Origin of the sequence: Paenibacillus massiliensis 2301065 = DSM 16942, from assembly GCF_000377505.1 — a bacterium.
GTDB lineage: Bacteria > Bacillota > Bacilli > Paenibacillales > Paenibacillaceae > Paenibacillus > Paenibacillus massiliensis.
Genome location: NZ_KB898185.1, coordinates 261,926 through 279,030 on the forward strand (window position 1 = coordinate 261,926; position 17,105 = coordinate 279,030).

Here is a 17,105-nt window from a genome sequence, read left to right on the forward strand (position 1 = left end):
AATTCACAGTAAGAAATGGAGTTTAACCATATGAAAATTGCAGTAATTGGGGCTACCGGAGGAACAGGAAAAAAAGTGATCGAACGCGCCCTTGGATTAGGGCATGAAGTTATTGCCGTCGCTCGTCGTCCCGAAGCCATTTCTTCAACAGAAGGACTTACAGTTAGAAAAGGGGATGTGTTCGATTTACCTGTTATGATTCAGGCGATTTCAGGGGCAGAGGCTGTCATCAGTTGTATAGGTCCTCCCCTCAACGTATCATCCACTTCCGCCAAGAAGGGCTTGGGTAATCTCAGCGCCTCTTTACGTACAATTAAGGCTAATTTCTCACCAGGAACGGTCATGTCTGAAGGAATTCCAAATATCATTACGGCCTGTCAGCGTACAGGGGTTAAACGTATTGTGATGCAGAGCGGCATTAATTTGAGCGATGGTGGAGAGCTTTCTTATTCCAGCAGTCTCGCCGTGCGTCTGATGCGCCGTATTTTTTGGAAGGCCATTCAGGATAAAAGTATTGCGGAACAAGCGCTCATCCAAAGTGATCTCGAATGGGTCATCGTTCGTGCATCCGCGCTTCAGTATGCGGAAGGGAACTTGAAATATACGGCTGGCCCACTCGCTCGCATCAATCCACTTGGTGCACTTCCTTTTGCAGATTGTGCTGATGGGCTAGTACGTGCGGCAGCCAGCCAGCCCGATTGGACCGGGAAAATTGTGAATATAGGGAGATAAGTAGTTCGGATTGGAGGTTCGTTTAATTTCTTATATGCTCTATGTAGGCCATTGTTCAAAACCAATAAATCGATGCCCCAATGAGTACGGGGACATCGATTCATATCATCTAACTATGAGGTGAGGCTTGGTTGGCCCAATCCCTGACTTTCATGTGAAGCCATATTCAGCTCATCCTGGTCACTTCCTATTCAATTCCAGATCATATCCTTCACCAGACATAACGGTTGCCTGCCTTCCGGTAGCTCTCATCACTGCATTTCCTATTACTGCACCTGCTTTTCAACCAACTCTTGTTTGATTCTGCGAATCTGGTTGAGGCGGTTCTGCACATGAGCGACAAAAGCTTGAATGATTGCGGCTAGAGATACCGTCTCTCCTTTGAAGTTAATGCCGGTTTTCTCCCATTCTTCGTTAGGTTCAGCACGATCATCAGCATCAAGATGGATTCCAGTTAGTCATCTCTTCTATTTACTTCCGCCTGTCTTCCATCTTCTATCTTCTACTTAATTTCCTAAATGCCGAGTACTCCTTCTCGGAGTTCATATAACTTAGTATCTTTTCCGCACATGCAGCTGAACTTAATTCTTCCGTGTTTACTTCCAGATCATACTCATCATAGGCGTATATGTAATCGAACTGGGAATGGGCTAGACCAATCTCGCGATCCCCCCTGCTTTGCTCTCTTCTGGTGAGTTCTTCTTTGGAGCAGTGAACACCAACAAACAATATCGGATAATCGGCAAGCAAATCATAAAATTCGTTAAACCACTTGTCATCGCTGATAACCGTATCCACAATTACATTCAGGCCCAACTCCGAAAATAATTTAATGGTAGAATAGTACAATGAGCCAATCGGGCCAAAAAGGATATCTGACATCACACCCGGCTCCACTTCTCTTGTTGGTTTCATATCTGGATATGTCGTATCGATGAACTGATCATAATTTTGAAAAAATTGATCTACTGACAGATGATGCAACGGCATTTCTGCCTGCTTTTTCATTTCCAGCGCAATGCTTGTCTTTCCTGAACTTGACGTTCCGTTTAAAAAGATAATGAGGCCTCTTTCCATATAAATCACCCTTATCTATCTAATGACACTATCCCAATATATTACGCTCCACAAAATCCAAAAAATCTCTCTGCATCGAGCCAAGCGGAAGGATTACTTTCATGATCCTGAACCTACAACGCTGCCCCTTGATGCTAAATGACCATCCTGCAGCAGACAGAGAGGCATCCTTATACTTTTGATCCTCTAGCTCAGCTACTTCGTACTCAACTTTATGTACCACTCTAGTAGAAAATAGATTGAGATAGAGAATAATCACTCTATCCTGGCTTATTAGCAATATAGCCCGGCTTGTATGAGCCGAAAAGCTTTGAGGCGTTGCATAGCAAGCTAGCATATCCGGTTCTCTGTAGGGTTCGGATAGCCTGTTAATCAATTTTTTGGTGATGAATAGCATAGTCAGATACCTTTACCTTTCTACCTTTTACTTTTCTACCATTTACCTTTTGATTGGAGTGTTCTGACACCTACTTATCAAAAAGAAAACAACAGAAGCAACAATCTAGCCATCGAGTATTAGTCACCTCAAGGCTCAGATTCTGCTACTGCTGCTCTACAGGCTCAGCATCAAATTGAGCTGCATGCACCTGGATATCCATTTCATGTCCATCATTCGTTGTGACATATACTTTCCAGTCGGTTGGAACCTCTGGCTCCGTAGGCAATTGATAGACCAGATTCGCTTGCGTTCCTGCCGGAACTTCTTCTACGATGTCATCCTCGGCACCTGATTGTGTTAGATGAAATAGCACCATACCCGACGTATTCTTATTATCCACCTGTACTCTCAGGTATGAGCCATTGGAGGCAAGTGTCGTGAATGAATTCTCGAAGCTGCCCACTCCTCTGTGTCGTGTATCCACGAATTCTACGCGGTCAGGTTCGTTCACGATGGACTCCAGCAGGGCTTCGTCTTGAATTAGCACAGGTAGGCTATCTGAATCATTGGTCTGTTCATCTACATACGATGAATTGTGGGAACTCGTCTGCACAGCTGGGGTCGAAGAAAGTGCCTCTGAATCCACGCTACTCCACATGACGTTCTGACGAATGAGAAGTGATCCGACTACGATCACCCCGATGCCTAGCACAACAGCAGGGATATACCTTTTATCAAGCTTCATGGCTATATGGGACGCATATGTACAGCATTGGGTTCACGCCCCTCCCTCCTTCCATATCTATGTATTAAAGTGTCTCATAACGGATAGCGTGCAATAACGCCAGCGGCATGCGATCATCCTCGTGCTCTACTGCATTTCCTGGTATCGCCGGGCCGAGAGGTCCGATCGCACTGATCCGCTCAGCCGCACTGGCTGCAGTTGCACAGCTCGAAGGGTCTTCCACCAGATTGAGCAGACATTCATTGATCGCTCCATGCGGAGAATCATTGCCATAGATCAGGATTAGGGAGTTATAAGGAGCTAGCAGCACCTCAAGCCCTTCCGGCAGATGCTCGGTAAATGCATGATGGGGACTGTAGTCATTGCGCATATAATTTATGAATTCCTGACGTTCCTTCGGTCCCCGGATATAGTGAGCCTCCATGAAATCCTCATCCAGATCGGACAGTCCCGACTGCTGCTCAAATAACGAAGCATGCCGCTCATCGTTCGCATCCCGCACAATGGCTATGTATGACATGAATTCCTCGTCTGTAGCAAAATTCCCTGCCCAAATCGTCACAATATGCCGCATCGTTATCTCCTTATGAAGAGTTATGTAAGTTAGATTTCATATTTCAGTAGGTTAGATTTCATATTTCGAATGTAGGGATCTCACCGAAGAAAGCGTAATCAAATGCATTCCTTATAGTGTACCTAATATGTACAAGCTTTTCAAATCTTTGTATCATTCTTTGTTCTTTACTCTTTGTTCTTTGTACTTTTTTCTATTCTTTGTTCTATTCTTTGTTCTATTCTTTGTTCTATTCTTTGTACTGTTCTTTGTACTGTTCTTTGTACTGTTCTTTGTACTGTTCTTTGTTTAGTTCCTTATCCTCTTCTGATTCACCAAGGTTCGTGCTTTATAGAACATCCAGGTACTCAACAACGACTCTTGATCTCTATGAACTGCTATTTTATCGGAGAAATAAAAGTCATCTAAGGATACACTGATCTTCCCGATCGGGGCTACAGGTTCTTTGCAGATCCATTCATCGAATTGAACATGCCCTTGACCAGACATGTGAAACTGTTCTTTGCGTAGTAGATACAGCATGCCATCCGTCCACGGATGATTCTGTAATGTAGACTCGTTAATGGAATAGTAATGATAGTTCGTCTGTCGTCCTTTAATGCACCCATTTCGTCCTTAGCAAAGACAACTGTGGGAGAAGGATACATCACTATCGATAGAATCAATGAAATCATCTGCTCTGATATACCCTCCCTCGCCAAAGAAGTCTTCTATGCACTCACTCATCACGCTAGATCTAATGCCAACATGACACTCCCGTAAGAGTATGATGCTATGCTAGTATGTGCATTTCACAGAGCTGTTTATAGCGGTATCATCAGCTCATACTCCATACTGCTCACACGACCTGCTCACGAACAATTAGGCTGCACTAGACTCAATTATGCTCCCTCGCCGAATCGCTTGCGGTAGCCACATTTACGGCATAGCTCCTCCACCGCTTGTCTATTGGAGAATCCATAATAGATCCGGTTCGCGCGGTCGCCATCCACGATGCTGCTGAAGGACTGCTCATATACATTACCCAAATTAATGACGCCTTCACCATCCAGACAACATGGCACAACGGTACCGTCGACCAGAATCGCCGCTTGACTACGGAGCGCATGGCAGAAGCCACGGCCATCATCCTCGGGCGCGTCCAGACTTGGCCATTCGAACTCGTGGTCTTGGTTCAGATAGACATTCGGGGCGATCTTGAGGCCTTTGCCAGGCTCGACCTTTTCCTCAATTCGAAAATCCAGGTTGAATTCCCGCTCCAGCATCTCCAGTGTCTCCCGGTTGCGCTGCCGCTCCATATTCGTAATGTTGTCTTGGGCCAGGTTCCAAAGACGGAACGAGATCAGGACGTTATGCTTCACCGCTTCACGGACAAATGACAAAATATGTCCCACGTACCCCTCACGATCCACCGAGCCCGCGTGACCGTCAAAGCTGTGCAGCGAGAAGTTCATTTGCCGCAAGGCTGGTTGTCCTAGCAGCTTATGAGCAGTCTTTGGCAGCAGCGTGCCGTTGGTCGTAATATTCACCTTCAAGCCCTTCTCATGGGCAGATTCCAGCAATTGATCGATCTTGGGATGCAGCAGCGGCTCACCCTTGACGTGCAGATAGATATGATCCGTATGTAGCTTGACCTGATCCAGCACGGTGCGAAAGGTATCGGGATCAATGAATTTCTTGACCCGCTGTGTCTGCGGACAGAAGCTACAGGCCAGGTTACAGATGCTTGTAATCTCAATGTATACTTTCTTGAACTTTTTCAAAATCCTAGTCCCCATTCTTACGTTCTCAGGGCCCTATGGGCCGCTATCCAAGTGCTATGATTATACCGGGTTCTGGACCTAAGGTAAACCGTTGGCTGCTGTCACTCATCCCTGACCGGCTTTGTTAAGCCCTCAACTGCAGTGACGCCCACACCTGCACAACATTGCTACCGCAGACTTTAGTTAGCTACTCCATTGCTACATACGCAAGGTTCCTGCAAAATCGTTCCCCTCTCCTATATCTATCCCAACTATTAAATTATCGAAACCATATACCTGATCTGATCCCTCATAGATTCCTCAAAAAATCCCTCCAAAAACAATAAAAGATCAGGAACGGAGCATGTACCTCCCCCTTCCTGACCTTTACGGAATTTGTTCATTATACTGTCTAGTTACTTTTAGCTTATACTGGTCCTTTTGCCTAGCTGTACCGTTTCGCTTACGAATTCGTTCCTGTAACTTGTAGCTAAATTCATTCCTCCGGCCACACTAATGTTAACACTCGATACGTACAGTGTGCATGCCTCTATTCCTCATCGAAATAGGAAGCGCCATTGCTGGCAATGACTTGCTTATACCAGTGAAAGCTTTTCTTCCGCACACGACGCAGTGTTCCCGTACCATCGTTGTTGCGATCCACATAAATGTAGCCGTAACGCTTCTTCATTTCACCCGTACCTGCACTCACCAAGTCAATCGGACCCCAGCTCGTATAGCCAATCAGAGGGACTCCATCCTGAATCGCTTCCGCCATCTCGGCAAAATGTCGATCCAGATAATCAATACGGTAGTCATCCTCTACCCTATCGTTGTCCAGAAGCACATCCTGTGCGCCCAGTCCATTTTCTACAATGAATAATGGTTTGTTATACCGATCATACAGCTGATTGCACGTAATACGCAGTCCCTTCGGATCTATCGCCCAGCCCCATTCCGACAGCTGCAAATGCGGGTTCTTAATCGTGCCGAACACGTTCCCATCCGTCGTATCTCCCTGCAGCTCCGGATCAGCGCTGTCTACATTGCTGGCGTAGTAGCTGAAGCCAATATAATCGACGGTATGGCACCGTAATATCTCTTCATCCCCGATCTCCATGTCGATATGTAGCCCATGCTCACGGAAGTAACGCAGAATATAGCCGGGATATTCACCTTTGGACTGCACATCGATGAGGAACAGTGATTCGCGATCTCTGCCCATCGCCTTCCACACGTCCTCAGGATTGCAGCTATACGGGTACACAGCTCCCGCAGCGAGCATGCATCCGATCTGGGCATTCGGAATGATCTCATGACATGCTTTGACGGCCAGGGCACTGGCGACCAGCTCATGATGAGCGGCCTGATACAAGCTCTGCTTGAAATTCTCTCCAGGCACCTGCACCATCCCCGCACCAATGAACGGCAAATGTAGCAGCATGTTAATCTCATTGAAGGTCATCCAGTATTTCACTTTATGGCGATAGCGCTTGAAGAGTGTACGGGCATACCGCTCATAGAAGCCAATCATCTTGCGGCTATTCCAGCCCCCATAGGTCTTCACGAGATGCACAGGCAGATCGAAATGACAGATCGTTACGACAGGCTCAATGCCATACTTGAGCAGCTCGTCGAATACGCGATCATAAAATTGTAGTCCTGCCTCATTTGGCTCACTTTCATCACCATTAGGGAAAATCCGTGTCCATGCCACCGACATGCGGAACGATTTGAAGCCCATTTCGGCGAACAGCTTGATGTCTTCCTCATAGCGATGATAGAAATCAATCGCCTCATGTGACGGATAGTAGGCTCCCTCCTGAGGCTCAAAGGACTCTAGATTGCCCAGGGCAATATTCCAACGTTGCTCACCAATCGGCAGCAAGTCTACCGTCGAAAGACCTCTGCCGTCCGCCTGATAGGCTCCTTCCAGTTGATTCGCGGCAGTTGCTCCTCCCCACAAAAATCCTTCCGGAAATGCGGTCATTCTCTCCTGCATACTATATCCCTCCATAATAATTCTTATAATTCTTAGCGTTACTTATATGCGTAGTATTCCTCATGTACGTTGTATTCCACTAAGCACTGGCCTCTCTTCACAGCGCCTTCTCAGAAAAAGGAGATGAACACGAACCCTGTGCCCATCTCCAAAGATTGATGCTAATACATCTCACATGTCATCTGGTCAAGGTACTAGCGCGTTAAGCCAACACAGTCAGCAACTTATCTCCCGAGTGTATGGAGCCCCCAGACCCACTGCCTACAACATCGGCAAATTGTCCTGTATTAGCAATTACGATGGGGGTAACCAGCTCATAGCCTGCCGCCTGAATGGCGTCCATATCAAATTCCACAAGCAGATCGCCGATGCTGATCCGTTGACCGTCCTGCACATGCACGGTGAAATGCTCACCCTTCAGCTTCACGGTATCTTGACCAATATGAATTAGCAGCTCCACGCCGTCATCCGATACTAAGCCGATTGCATGCTTTGTGCGATACACCGTCTTGACTACACCATTCACTGGGGATACGACCTTACCTTGGGTAGGACGAATGGCAATGCCTTTCCCCATATGCTCACCAGCAAACGTCACATCTTGAATATCCTTCAGCTGTACAACCTCACCAGTCATGGGGCTAGCAATCTCATGTTGGCCACTAGTAACAGACTGCGGTTTGTTCTCAGGAGCTGGTGTCGGGTCAGCTTGCACTTGCTCCTTGAAGCCGAACAGGTATACGAGCAGGAAGCCAAGTACAAAAGCTACCACGACTGCAACAATCGACATCAGGAAGGAGCTATCTACTCCTGTCTCTGGATTAATCATGCTTGGGAAACCAAAGATACCGAGTCCGCCGATCATAAAGGTCTTCGTACCTGCAAGACCCAAGATTGCTCCGCCTGCTGCCGCTGCGATACAGCTCATGATGAACGGACGCTTCAGAGGAAGCGTTACCCCGTAGATCGCTGGCTCGGTTACCCCGAAGATCCCGGAGATGAAGGCAGGAATACTAAGCGATTTGAGCTTCTGATTGCGAGTCTTCAGCATGACGCCCAGCACAGCACCAGTCTGAGCAAAGGAAGCAGCGAATACCATCGCGAGAACCGGGTCTTGCTTCAGTGTAGACAGGTTGAGGATCGCCACTGGCACCAAGCCCCAGTGCAGACCGAACAATACGAATACTTGCCACAGACCACCCAGGATGATACCAGTAATTGTCGGGCTCAGATTATAAATCCAGATAGCTCCTGCACCGATCAGTTGACCCGCCCAGGTAGAGATTGGACCAATAACAATGAATGTAGCAGGTACAATGACGAGCAGCGTGAAGAAGGGAACCAGGAACGTCTTGACGACATTCGGAATCACTTTCTTAAAGAAGTTCTCAATCCGAACAGCCACATAGGTTGCCACAATAATAGGAATAACCGATGAAGAGTAAGTCATCAGTATGACCGGAATGCCCAGGAACGTGATGTGCACCGGCGATTCAAATAGTGAGCCTGAGAATAGCGTGTACAGTGCATCACCACCGGTCAGTGTAGACAGTGTCGGATACACAAGGGTTGCCCCGATGGCCATCCCCAGAAACGGCGAGCCGCCGAATTTCTTGATTGCTGTATAGCCAAGGAAGATCGGGAAGAAGTAGAACAGGGAATCCCCGGTAGCATTCAGCAATTGATAGGTTCCTGAGGTATTGCTAAGCCAGCCAAAGGACACGAACATAGCGGCGAAGCCCTTGATCATCCCTGTAGCGGCCAATAATCCGAGAAGCGGTGTAAATACACCGGAAATCATATCGATAAAGCGGCTGAACAAGCTTACTTTTTGACCGTCATTCGTGCTCTCATCCTCTACAAAGCCCTCCGTTGGGAGATTCCCCACTTTGACCACAGCCTTGTAGACATCTGGCACCTCGTTGCCGATGACGACCTGGTATTGACCTCCGCTTTGCATAACTGTAATAACGCCAGGGAGGTTTTTTAGCTCCTCCGTTTTGGCGACGCTTTCATTTTTGAGCTTGAAACGGAGACGGGTTACGCAATGGAATACACTATTTACATTCTCCGTACCACCGACGCGCTGCAAAATATCCTTGGCTAATTGATCGTAGTTGCTCATCCTGATCATCTTCCTTTCTGATCAGCATTTTTGCACCATCGTTCATGGGATGAGTACAAATTTGCTCATGGTCGTAAATGCTGCTAGGTTACAAGGAAAATTCGAAGCTCTAACCAACCGCCCTTATAGATAAAGCGCTTTCAATATCTGCTTGAATAGATTTCTACTTGCAGCAAAGATCTATCCTTGCAGAAGATAATTGAAAAAACGCAGCCTGCATAGCAGGTTCATCCAAAGTGCGAATATTACTGACGCAAAAAGGCAAAACCATACCTTTTGTCCAAAGGTATCGGTTTTGCCTGATTTAACAGTAACACCCGATCTTTGTATGCGTTTTCTTAATACTAACGTACCATCTTCGATTATGCAATAGGTCTCGCAAAATTTTTATAAAGGTAGGGCTGATGGCACACTCGCTCCTACCAATCCCCCTAGAAAATGCCTTATAATTCCCGGGTGAGAATGAGCAGCCTGCTATCCACGTTGACAACCTTTGTTCCGTTATCCAGCTCTACCATCGGCGTATCCCAGTGAGTATGTCCGCAGAATACCACCGTCTTCGGCCCGGTTGCCAGCTCACACTGGATCAGCGCTTCACCCTGTAGCCCCTGCTCTGCTAAGCCAGGGCTCTGATGCAGTAGGAGTGCATCTGGCTTGCGCTGCAGCAGCAAGCGCACGGAGCGCAGGTACGACGCCGGGTCCATGCGATTCGGCTTATCCTGACGCCCGATAATACCGCCAACCCCAGCAATCTGTATCTGATCCGCAGTCACGATGGATGGCGAAGCGATATGGTGTATCCCTTCCTCCGACTGAAGCCTCCGAGCTACTTCTGTACTGACGAGATCGTGGTTGCCGTCCACGCCGATGACCCAGCCGAAGGCCTGTTGGAACGCTAGCCATACGGGAAGGGGATTTCCACTAGCCCCCCTCCGCCCTCGCTGAGCATACAGATCTCCACACAGCAGTACTCCTACTCGCTCTGGGCGAATGTCGGGAAATTCCACTGCCAGCAAGAGTCTGACATGCTCTGGTAGCACCTCCCCAAGCAGCAGATCACCTTGAAATGCATCCGTAGACAGTTCATTATGCACAGTATTCTCTACTGCTACCTCCCCTACACTCTGCTGTGTATCCATACCTGCAGATGTCGTTACAGATGTCGAATTAGTATGCAATTCTCCAGCAGAGGAGCGACTTACAATACCTTGCAGATCTGAAGCGACAATCAGAGCATCCAGTGATGGGGGCAATCCGGTCACCGTGCCATGCAGGATCGGAAGCCAAGCTTCCTGGACGGTTCCTCCCGTCCCTGCATTGATATATGGATACTGATCCAGCGGATCGTTTCTTAGACGTACAACATTCAAGGCCATACAGCAACCTCCTTTCATCCTTCGACCTACTAGTACTTTGACCAGCTCAAAATACTCCTTATTATATATTCCACATTTTCCCTAATGAGTGTATACTTGAACATTATAACCTGACAAAGGAAGTTGTGTCTTATGAAAATGCCTGTTCTGCTTAATGTCTTCCGCATTCTGCTTGGTGGACTTATTGTGCTCATGACGTTATCTACTACCTTGGTATTATTTCTTCTCCCGCAGGAGCACACCTTCTCTCCCGTCCTTGGATCACAGGAAATTCCTTTCTACATCTGGATTATGTTCCGGACCTTGCTTATCCTGCTCCCACAGACGCTAGCCTTTATATTCATTACTCAGCGCAAATACAAGCTCAGTGTCGCTATGCTCGCCACAGGCTGCGTTATTGCCTTGTTCAGTATAACTGGCATCTCGTTGCCGATTCAGCTCGGATTGCTCCTTGTGCTACTGCTTCATGGCCCCAGCAAACAGTACATGCAGACCAAGACTCCAAGCTTGAATTCATCTATGAACAGACTTCAATCCTAGCGCCTCAGGCCAACATCTCACTTGCTCTCTCCTTCAACGCTCTGCCAGGACACGCCACATTGCCTCTTCTAGTGGTGTTGTCCTGTGTCTGTTATAGCCCTGTCTCTACTCTAGTTCTTTCTCTACTATAGTCCCTTCTTCACTATAGTCCCTACTCTCCTATATCCCTTCCTAATCAATGTTGCCCCGTGTCCATGCTCCCTATCTTCTGTTTCCTGTAAGCTAGCGGAGTCATGTTCATCGCTTTTCCGAATTGATAAATGAAGTAACTTGTGCTATTGAAGCCCACCTGATACGCCACATCCGTGACATTATTTTCAGGCCGCTGCAGCAGTAGCAGGCTTTGCTGAATCCGATAATCCATCACATAAGTCACAGGTGTCCGCTTCAGAAATCGCTTGAAATACCGGCAGCATTCCGCCCTGCTCAGCTGTCCCGCTCCTGCAATATCCTCCAAGCTAATTCCTTCCGCAAAATGTTGATGGATATAGTCCAGCATGTCCTTCATTCTGCGATTCTTCAGCATTTCGCCTTCCTTATACTCCAAGGAAAACCCGTAACTCAGCAGGCCCTTCCATATATGTGCTAACTGAATCGTGATATCCAGCTCATAATAAGCAGGTCGCTGCTCAATCAGACGATCGATTTCCATAATGGCCTCTGCAATGCTATGAGCCCAATGCTCTTGAGTATGCAGCACAAGATAAGGTAAATTCGTCGCTTCTATATACGGGAATACATAAGTGCCGAACAGCTCCTGTGAGACCACAAAGCTCGGGGACACATTCAGACAGATATAGACACATCCTGAGTCATGATAATCCGTTACCTGATGAAGTCGGCCACTATTGATGAATAATCCGTCCCCTTCATTCACGATCACTTTGTCTTCTTGAATGTGGAACATGGCCTGTCCCTTAACGACCAGAACGAATTGAAACTCCTCATGCCAGTGCAACGGGATATGCCCATTTATATTGTGGCTGATCGTTGTGCGGTAGCATGCGATAGGCAATACAGTCGTACGATGCTTGGTCAGCTCTTTATGCTGTTGATCAATGGTAAAATCCTTAATTTGCATGCCAACACCTCAACATACTTATATTTTCAGTTCTGATTATAGTATATATTAATGCATTTATTCTTTATCATAGTCAAAGATAGATACTATTTTGATATTTCATTGGAGCGATTAAATTATGAGTAGAGGAAGAGGGATATTTTTCATCATTACTGGAGCTATCTTTTGGGGGATCGGTGGCACCGTTGCCAAAAAGCTATTTCAACAATATGGGATCGATATGGGCTGGCTCGTTACGATTCGCCTGCTGATTGCGGGCGGTCTGCTCCTTGGGGTCCACACTTGCAAAAGAGGGCTAGCTGCCACCTTTGAAATCTGGAGTCATCGCAAGCTATCCATCCAGCTTATTATATTCGGAGTAGTAGGCATGCTCGGAGTTCAATATACTTATATGGCTTCTATCGACAGGGGAAATGCTGCAGTAGCGACATTGCTACAATATTTAGCTCCAGTCATGATTATTATCTATGTAGCCATCCGTAAGTACGCAATGCCGACAAGGAAGGACCTGTATACCGTAGTTCTTGCTTTGCTGGGCTGCTTTCTCTTACTGACAAATGGATCACTATCACAACTATCGGTACCGCCGGATGCAGTGATCTGGGGCGTACTATCCGGGGTTGCGCTCGCCTTCTATACTCTATATGCTGTTCGTTTTCTGGAGTCCTACGATTCGCTTGTCATTGTGGGCTGGGCGATGATGATCGGAGGAGCAGCGTTAAGCATCATCCACCCGCCTTGGCACATGGGTGCTGCGAACTTGCCGTTGGAGGCCTATATTTATTTGATCTTTGTGATCCTGTTCGGTACGATGCTGGCTTTTTGGATGTATGTCGAAAGCTTGAATAGCTTATCCCCCAAGGAATCAAGTCTTCTGGGCAGTCTGGAGCCGCTTGCCGCCGTATTAACGACTGTGTTCTGGTTACACGATTCCTTCGGATGGGTACAATGGCTGGGGACCGTCTGTATCCTTGTTATGGTGCTTTTCTTGACAGTGAAGGGAGAAGCTACATTAGAGAAGGCTTGAGCAACAAAGGTCTCGCTAGTGGAGTTATGGAGTTAGTGGAGTTAGTGGAGTTAGTTCAGATGGTTTCCTTCAAGGAAGGTACGGGCTCCAATATTCCTCCATAAAAGTATAAACAGAAAGAAGCCCCGACATTGCTGAGGCTTCTTTTCGCTTCTATGTGCTCTGCTATTACCGACTTGAGCCCTGTTATCTTCTCATCCGTGAGTCCCGCTACTTCTTCCCGAGCGCTTCATAGGAAGCCTTGTACTCGGCAGCCATGGCATCCCCGCCGCTGTCTCTCCAATGCTGGACCTGTGCTCTCCAGCCCGCCTCGTCGATATTCCCCATGATGAACTTCGTCTGGGCATCCGTAATCAGCTGCTCCAGCTCACCACCACGCTCTACAAAAGTCTGCGATCGCAGTGTCAGAACAGGATTCGGCACGATATGCTGCTCATTTCCGTATACGATCTGCTTGTTCTTATTGAACAACTCACCCTCCTTGGGCTTGCGCTCCATGTTGTAATGCTCCCCGCGTTGCGGGAATGTATCCCGATAAGGCTTCACCTCCTGAGCATCCTTATCCCGATCAATAATGACTGTGTGCTCACCTTCCACCTGATAGTGGATGCCCTCCACTCCTTTATTAATCAGATTCACCATCTCTGGCTCGAATAATTGATTAATGAACGTTAGGATTCGCTCTAATTCTTCCTCGCTGGTTACTTTAGAGGTAGGGATCGCCAGAAAACCTGTATTGCCACTCTCACCGGGTACCCGAATGCCATCCGGTCCCTGAAGCGGGGCCACATCCATGACTGCACCAGGGACTACCTTATCCAGCTTCGTCTGCACAGACTGAGCGTTGCCGCCAGATATGCGCAGGTTGGCTCTGCCCGATTCATAAGCCTTGTTCAGTTCAGAGGAATCTACGACGGCAAAATCCTGATTAATCAGTCGTTCCTCGTATAGCCTTCTAAGCAGCTTCATTACCTCGAAGAAGGTCTCATGCTCGAATTCGGGATAAAAGTTACCATCGCCATCCATGCCCCACTTGTTCGGCGCTCCTTGAGAGACAGCCAGCCGGGTGATCGTGGAGGCCGTGCCCTGATTGTAACCTTTATCAAGCATCATGCCATAGGTATCGCGCTTGCCATTACCGTCGGGATCACCCTCGGTGCTGAATTTGATAATCTCATACCAATCCTCCAGCGTCACCGGTGCCTCAAAGCCGCCCTGATCCAGCCAGTCTTTGCGATAGCTTACAATCGCGCGCCCCATATCGCGGAAGAGAGGTACTCCGTACACACGTCCATCGACGCTAATGTTATCGTAGTAGGCTTGCGGCTGCGCAGCCAAATGCTCGTATTTGGGCAAATGGTCCGTAATATCCCAGAACAATCCTGCCTCCAGCGAGTTGATCGTCGTTGGGGTGTAATTCAGCTTGATCAGCTTGGGAAGCTCATTGGAGGCGACCATAACGTTAACCTTCTCATCGTAGGCCGAGTGCGGAATCCATTGAATGCGCAGATCGGTCTGTGTGAATTCCCGCAGCTTTTCCTCTAATCGATTGGTGGGGTTCGGAATCTCACCGACCTGATTCACCACCAGGGTCAGTGGATAGGGCCCGTCGCCAAGCTCTGCTCCCTGATCTCCCGCCCCACATGCACTCAGTATACTTACCGCCAGTAGCGCGGATACAACCTTGCCAGCCCATCTTTTGTTCATTACCAGCCCTCCGTAGCAGTTGGATTGGATGATTCAGATTTTTACTAGCCTTTGACCGAGCCCAGCATCACTCCCTTGGCAAAATGCTTCTGGAGGAAGGGGTACACGAGCAGGATCGGGAAGGTGGCAAATACGATTACCGCCATCCGAACCGTCAGCGGCTGCACATCGGTCTGATCGAAGTTCGCGTCACCTACGCGGCTTTGTGCCAAGATAACAATCTCCCGCAGCAGTACCTGAATAGGCCATTTCCGGTTATCGTTGATGTAGAGAATCGCACTGAAGAACTGGTTCCAGTGGGCCACCGCGTAGAACAGACCAAATGTCGCCATAGCAGGCAGTGACAGGGGAATGACAATCTTAATTAGCACCTGAAGCTCATTGCAGCCGTCGATCTTGGCCGAGTCCTCCAGACCATCCGGGATCTGCTGGAAGAAATTCTTAAGCACGATCAGATTGAAGGCACTTATAGCACTCGGAATCATGAGAGACCATAGCGTATTCGTCAACTGCAGCCCGCTGACCACGAAATACGTAGGAATCATGCCCCCGCTGAACAGCATGGTGAACAGCACGCCCAGCAGAATCATATTTCGTCCCCGCAGATTCGGCTTGGACAGCGGGTACGCCATCAGGGAGGTAAATACGAGATTGATCAAGGTGCCCACAACGGTAATATAGACGGAGACCATCATACTGCGCGGAAGCGTATCCGATGAGAAGATATACTGGTAGGAGACTGTGGACCACTCCTTGGGCCACAAGATCAAGCCTCCTCTGGCTACCTCAGCCGGGCTTGCGAAGGATACTGCCAGTACATAGACAAATGGCAGCACACACACAATAGCGGTGAGCGCAAGCAGCGTATAATTCACTACATCAAATAGTCGATTCCGCCACGACTTGTCTTGGATCATGGCTCTCAACACTCCTTTGGAAGGAAGCTTGGAATGGATGTCACTGATTACACTGAGTACACTTAATACACGCCCTCCTCACCGAACCTCTTGGCAAGCCAGTTAGCCCCCAGTACCAGAATGAGCCCAACCAGCGATTTGAATAGACCGACAGCAGCACTGTAGCTGTACTGTGCCTGAGTCATCCCCTTGGTGTAGACATACGTATCGAATACATCCCCGACCTCCCGGTTGGTAGGGGCAATCATCAGGAAGATCTGCTCGAAGCCCGTATCCAGAAAGTTCCCCAGTCGCAGAATCAGCAAAATCACGATCGTGCTGCGAATGGCAGGCAATGTAATATGCCAGAGCTGGCGCCATCTGCTGGCCCCATCAATGCGAGCTGCTTCATATTGCTGCAGATCGACTCCTGCAAGTGCAGCCAGGAAGATTACCGTCCCCCAGCCTACTTCCTTCCAGATCGACTGCGAAATAATCATCGTTCGGAACCAATCTGCCTCCAGCAGGAAGGCGATCTTGTCGCCCGTAAGGCGATAGATCAGCTCATTCAGAATCCCGTTCTCGGTCGTGAACAGAATATAGAAGATCCCGACCACCACCACCCAAGACACGAAATGCGGAATGTAAATAAAGGTCTGCACAAAACGCTTGAAACGATGATGCCGCACCTCATTGAGCATGAGAGAAAGGATGATCGGCAGCGGGAAAAAGAAAATTAGATTGTACAGTGCCAAAATGAACGTATTGCGGAACAGCATCCAGAATTGCGGCTCACTGAAAAAGCGTTCGAAATGCTTGAACCCCACCCACGGGCTACCAAAGAAGCCCAAATGCGGCCTGTAGTCCTGAAAAGCCATCGAGATGCCGTACATGGGTACATATTTGAAAATAACAAAATACAGCACGCCTGGGAGCAGCATCAGATACATCCATTTATCCCGGACCAGATCCTTGATCAGCTGCTGCCGCTTCTGTCTGCGAAGATCACGTCGAAGTGATGGTCTACTGCCGTTCAGCGCTTCATTCGCATTCATTTCATTGACTCCCCCTCCTGCTTCGCCGAGGTTATTTGTAAGCGATT

Annotated in this window: 14 protein-coding genes; 3 read left to right on the forward strand and 11 right to left on the reverse strand. The window is 48.1% G+C overall.

Annotation, left to right across the window (positions count from 1 at the left end):
* Window positions 1–30 precede the first annotated feature (30 nt).
* Complete coding sequence (locus tag D328_RS0101200; protein WP_018883111.1) at window positions 31–732, forward strand: NAD(P)-dependent oxidoreductase; 702 nt, start codon at window positions 31–33, stop codon at window positions 730–732.
* A 495-nt stretch (window positions 733–1,227) separates the two neighbouring features.
* On the opposite strand, the gene D328_RS0101205 is transcribed toward D328_RS0101200, so the two are convergent.
* The 7 genes from D328_RS0101205 to D328_RS28185 form a co-directional block, all read right to left on the reverse strand.
* Window positions 1,228–1,809 carry a chloramphenicol phosphotransferase CPT family protein gene (locus D328_RS0101205; protein WP_018883112.1) on the reverse strand — a complete coding sequence of 194 codons (582 nt, stop codon included), beginning with the start codon at window positions 1,807–1,809 and terminating at the stop codon, window positions 1,228–1,230.
* Window positions 1,810–2,351: 542 nt separating this feature from the next.
* On the reverse strand, window positions 2,352–2,933 hold the full coding sequence (locus D328_RS0101215) for a hypothetical protein (protein WP_018883114.1): 582 nt from the start codon (window positions 2,931–2,933) through the stop codon (window positions 2,352–2,354).
* 64 nt (window positions 2,934–2,997) lie between these two features.
* The gene (locus D328_RS0101220) at window positions 2,998–3,507 is read right to left on the reverse strand and encodes an immunity 22 family protein (protein WP_018883115.1); all 510 of its coding nucleotides are present in this window, start codon (window positions 3,505–3,507) and stop codon (window positions 2,998–3,000) included.
* Window positions 3,508–4,388: 881 nt separating this feature from the next.
* Window positions 4,389–5,273 carry a radical SAM/SPASM domain-containing protein gene (locus D328_RS0101230; protein ID WP_033412071.1) on the reverse strand — a complete coding sequence of 295 codons (885 nt, stop codon included), beginning with the start codon at window positions 5,271–5,273 and terminating at the stop codon, window positions 4,389–4,391.
* A 526-nt stretch (window positions 5,274–5,799) separates the two neighbouring features.
* The gene (locus D328_RS0101235; RefSeq protein ID WP_018883118.1) at window positions 5,800–7,251 is read right to left on the reverse strand and encodes a 6-phospho-beta-glucosidase; all 1,452 of its coding nucleotides are present in this window, start codon (window positions 7,249–7,251) and stop codon (window positions 5,800–5,802) included.
* Window positions 7,252–7,453: 202 nt separating this feature from the next.
* Window positions 7,454–9,376 (reverse strand): beta-glucoside-specific PTS transporter subunit IIABC, encoded by a 1,923-nt coding sequence (locus tag D328_RS0101240; RefSeq protein WP_018883119.1) that lies wholly within the window; start codon window positions 9,374–9,376, stop codon window positions 7,454–7,456.
* A gap of 443 nt (window positions 9,377–9,819) precedes the next feature.
* A complete protein-coding gene (locus D328_RS28185) occupies window positions 9,820–10,752 on the reverse strand; it encodes a metallophosphoesterase family protein (protein ID WP_018883120.1) in 933 nt (310 codons plus the stop codon).
* A gap of 132 nt (window positions 10,753–10,884) precedes the next feature.
* Here D328_RS28185 and D328_RS0101250 point away from each other — a divergent pair, with 132 nt between their 5' ends.
* Window positions 10,885–11,292 (forward strand): hypothetical protein, encoded by a 408-nt coding sequence (locus D328_RS0101250; protein ID WP_018883121.1) that lies wholly within the window; start codon window positions 10,885–10,887, stop codon window positions 11,290–11,292.
* Between the two features lie 175 nt (window positions 11,293–11,467).
* On the opposite strand, the gene D328_RS0101255 is transcribed toward D328_RS0101250, so the two are convergent.
* Complete coding sequence (locus D328_RS0101255; protein WP_018883122.1) at window positions 11,468–12,373, reverse strand: AraC family transcriptional regulator; 906 nt, start codon at window positions 12,371–12,373, stop codon at window positions 11,468–11,470.
* A 118-nt stretch (window positions 12,374–12,491) separates the two neighbouring features.
* Between D328_RS0101255 and D328_RS0101260 the strand changes: the two genes are divergently transcribed.
* Window positions 12,492–13,400, forward strand: a complete 909-nt coding sequence (locus D328_RS0101260; RefSeq protein ID WP_018883123.1) for an EamA family transporter — start codon at window positions 12,492–12,494, stop codon at window positions 13,398–13,400.
* 210 nt (window positions 13,401–13,610) lie between these two features.
* Here the strand turns inward: D328_RS0101260 and D328_RS0101265 are convergent, their stop codons facing one another.
* The 3 genes from D328_RS0101265 to D328_RS0101275 all read right to left on the reverse strand — a co-directional run bounded on the left by D328_RS0101265 (window position 13,611) and on the right by D328_RS0101275 (window position 16,953).
* Complete coding sequence (locus tag D328_RS0101265; protein ID WP_018883124.1) at window positions 13,611–15,107, reverse strand: extracellular solute-binding protein; 1,497 nt, start codon at window positions 15,105–15,107, stop codon at window positions 13,611–13,613.
* 44 nt (window positions 15,108–15,151) lie between these two features.
* Window positions 15,152–16,024 (reverse strand): carbohydrate ABC transporter permease, encoded by an 873-nt coding sequence (locus D328_RS0101270; RefSeq protein WP_018883125.1) that lies wholly within the window; start codon window positions 16,022–16,024, stop codon window positions 15,152–15,154.
* A gap of 62 nt (window positions 16,025–16,086) precedes the next feature.
* Window positions 16,087–16,953 (reverse strand): ABC transporter permease, encoded by an 867-nt coding sequence (locus D328_RS0101275; RefSeq protein ID WP_404821466.1) that lies wholly within the window; start codon window positions 16,951–16,953, stop codon window positions 16,087–16,089.
* Window positions 16,954–17,105 lie beyond the last annotated feature (152 nt).

Bases quoted from the DNA above. Each gene is read 5' to 3' on its own strand.
- D328_RS0101250 (WP_018883121.1), top strand. From the start codon at position 10,885: ATGAAAATGCCTGTTCTGCTTAATGTCTTCCGCATTCTGCTTGGTGGA.
- D328_RS0101220 (WP_018883115.1), bottom strand. From the start codon at position 3,507: ATGCGGCATATTGTGACGATTTGGGCAGGGAATTTTGCTACAGACGAG.
- D328_RS0101205 (WP_018883112.1), bottom strand. From the start codon at position 1,809: ATGGAAAGAGGCCTCATTATCTTTTTAAACGGAACGTCAAGTTCAGGA.
- D328_RS0101255 (WP_018883122.1), bottom strand. From the start codon at position 12,373: ATGCAAATTAAGGATTTTACCATTGATCAACAGCATAAAGAGCTGACC.
- D328_RS0101200 (WP_018883111.1), top strand. From the start codon at position 31: ATGAAAATTGCAGTAATTGGGGCTACCGGAGGAACAGGAAAAAAAGTG.
- D328_RS0101215 (WP_018883114.1), bottom strand. From the start codon at position 2,933: ATGAAGCTTGATAAAAGGTATATCCCTGCTGTTGTGCTAGGCATCGGG.
- D328_RS0101260 (WP_018883123.1), top strand. From the start codon at position 12,492: ATGAGTAGAGGAAGAGGGATATTTTTCATCATTACTGGAGCTATCTTT.
- D328_RS0101265 (WP_018883124.1), bottom strand. From the start codon at position 15,107: ATGAACAAAAGATGGGCTGGCAAGGTTGTATCCGCGCTACTGGCGGTA.
- D328_RS0101270 (WP_018883125.1), bottom strand. From the start codon at position 16,024: ATGATCCAAGACAAGTCGTGGCGGAATCGACTATTTGATGTAGTGAAT.
- D328_RS0101235 (WP_018883118.1), bottom strand. From the start codon at position 7,251: ATGCAGGAGAGAATGACCGCATTTCCGGAAGGATTTTTGTGGGGAGGA.
- D328_RS28185 (WP_018883120.1), bottom strand. From the start codon at position 10,752: ATGGCCTTGAATGTTGTACGTCTAAGAAACGATCCGCTGGATCAGTAT.
- D328_RS0101240 (WP_018883119.1), bottom strand. From the start codon at position 9,376: ATGAGCAACTACGATCAATTAGCCAAGGATATTTTGCAGCGCGTCGGT.
- D328_RS0101275 (WP_404821466.1), bottom strand. From the start codon at position 16,953: ATGTATCTGATGCTGCTCCCAGGCGTGCTGTATTTTGTTATTTTCAAA.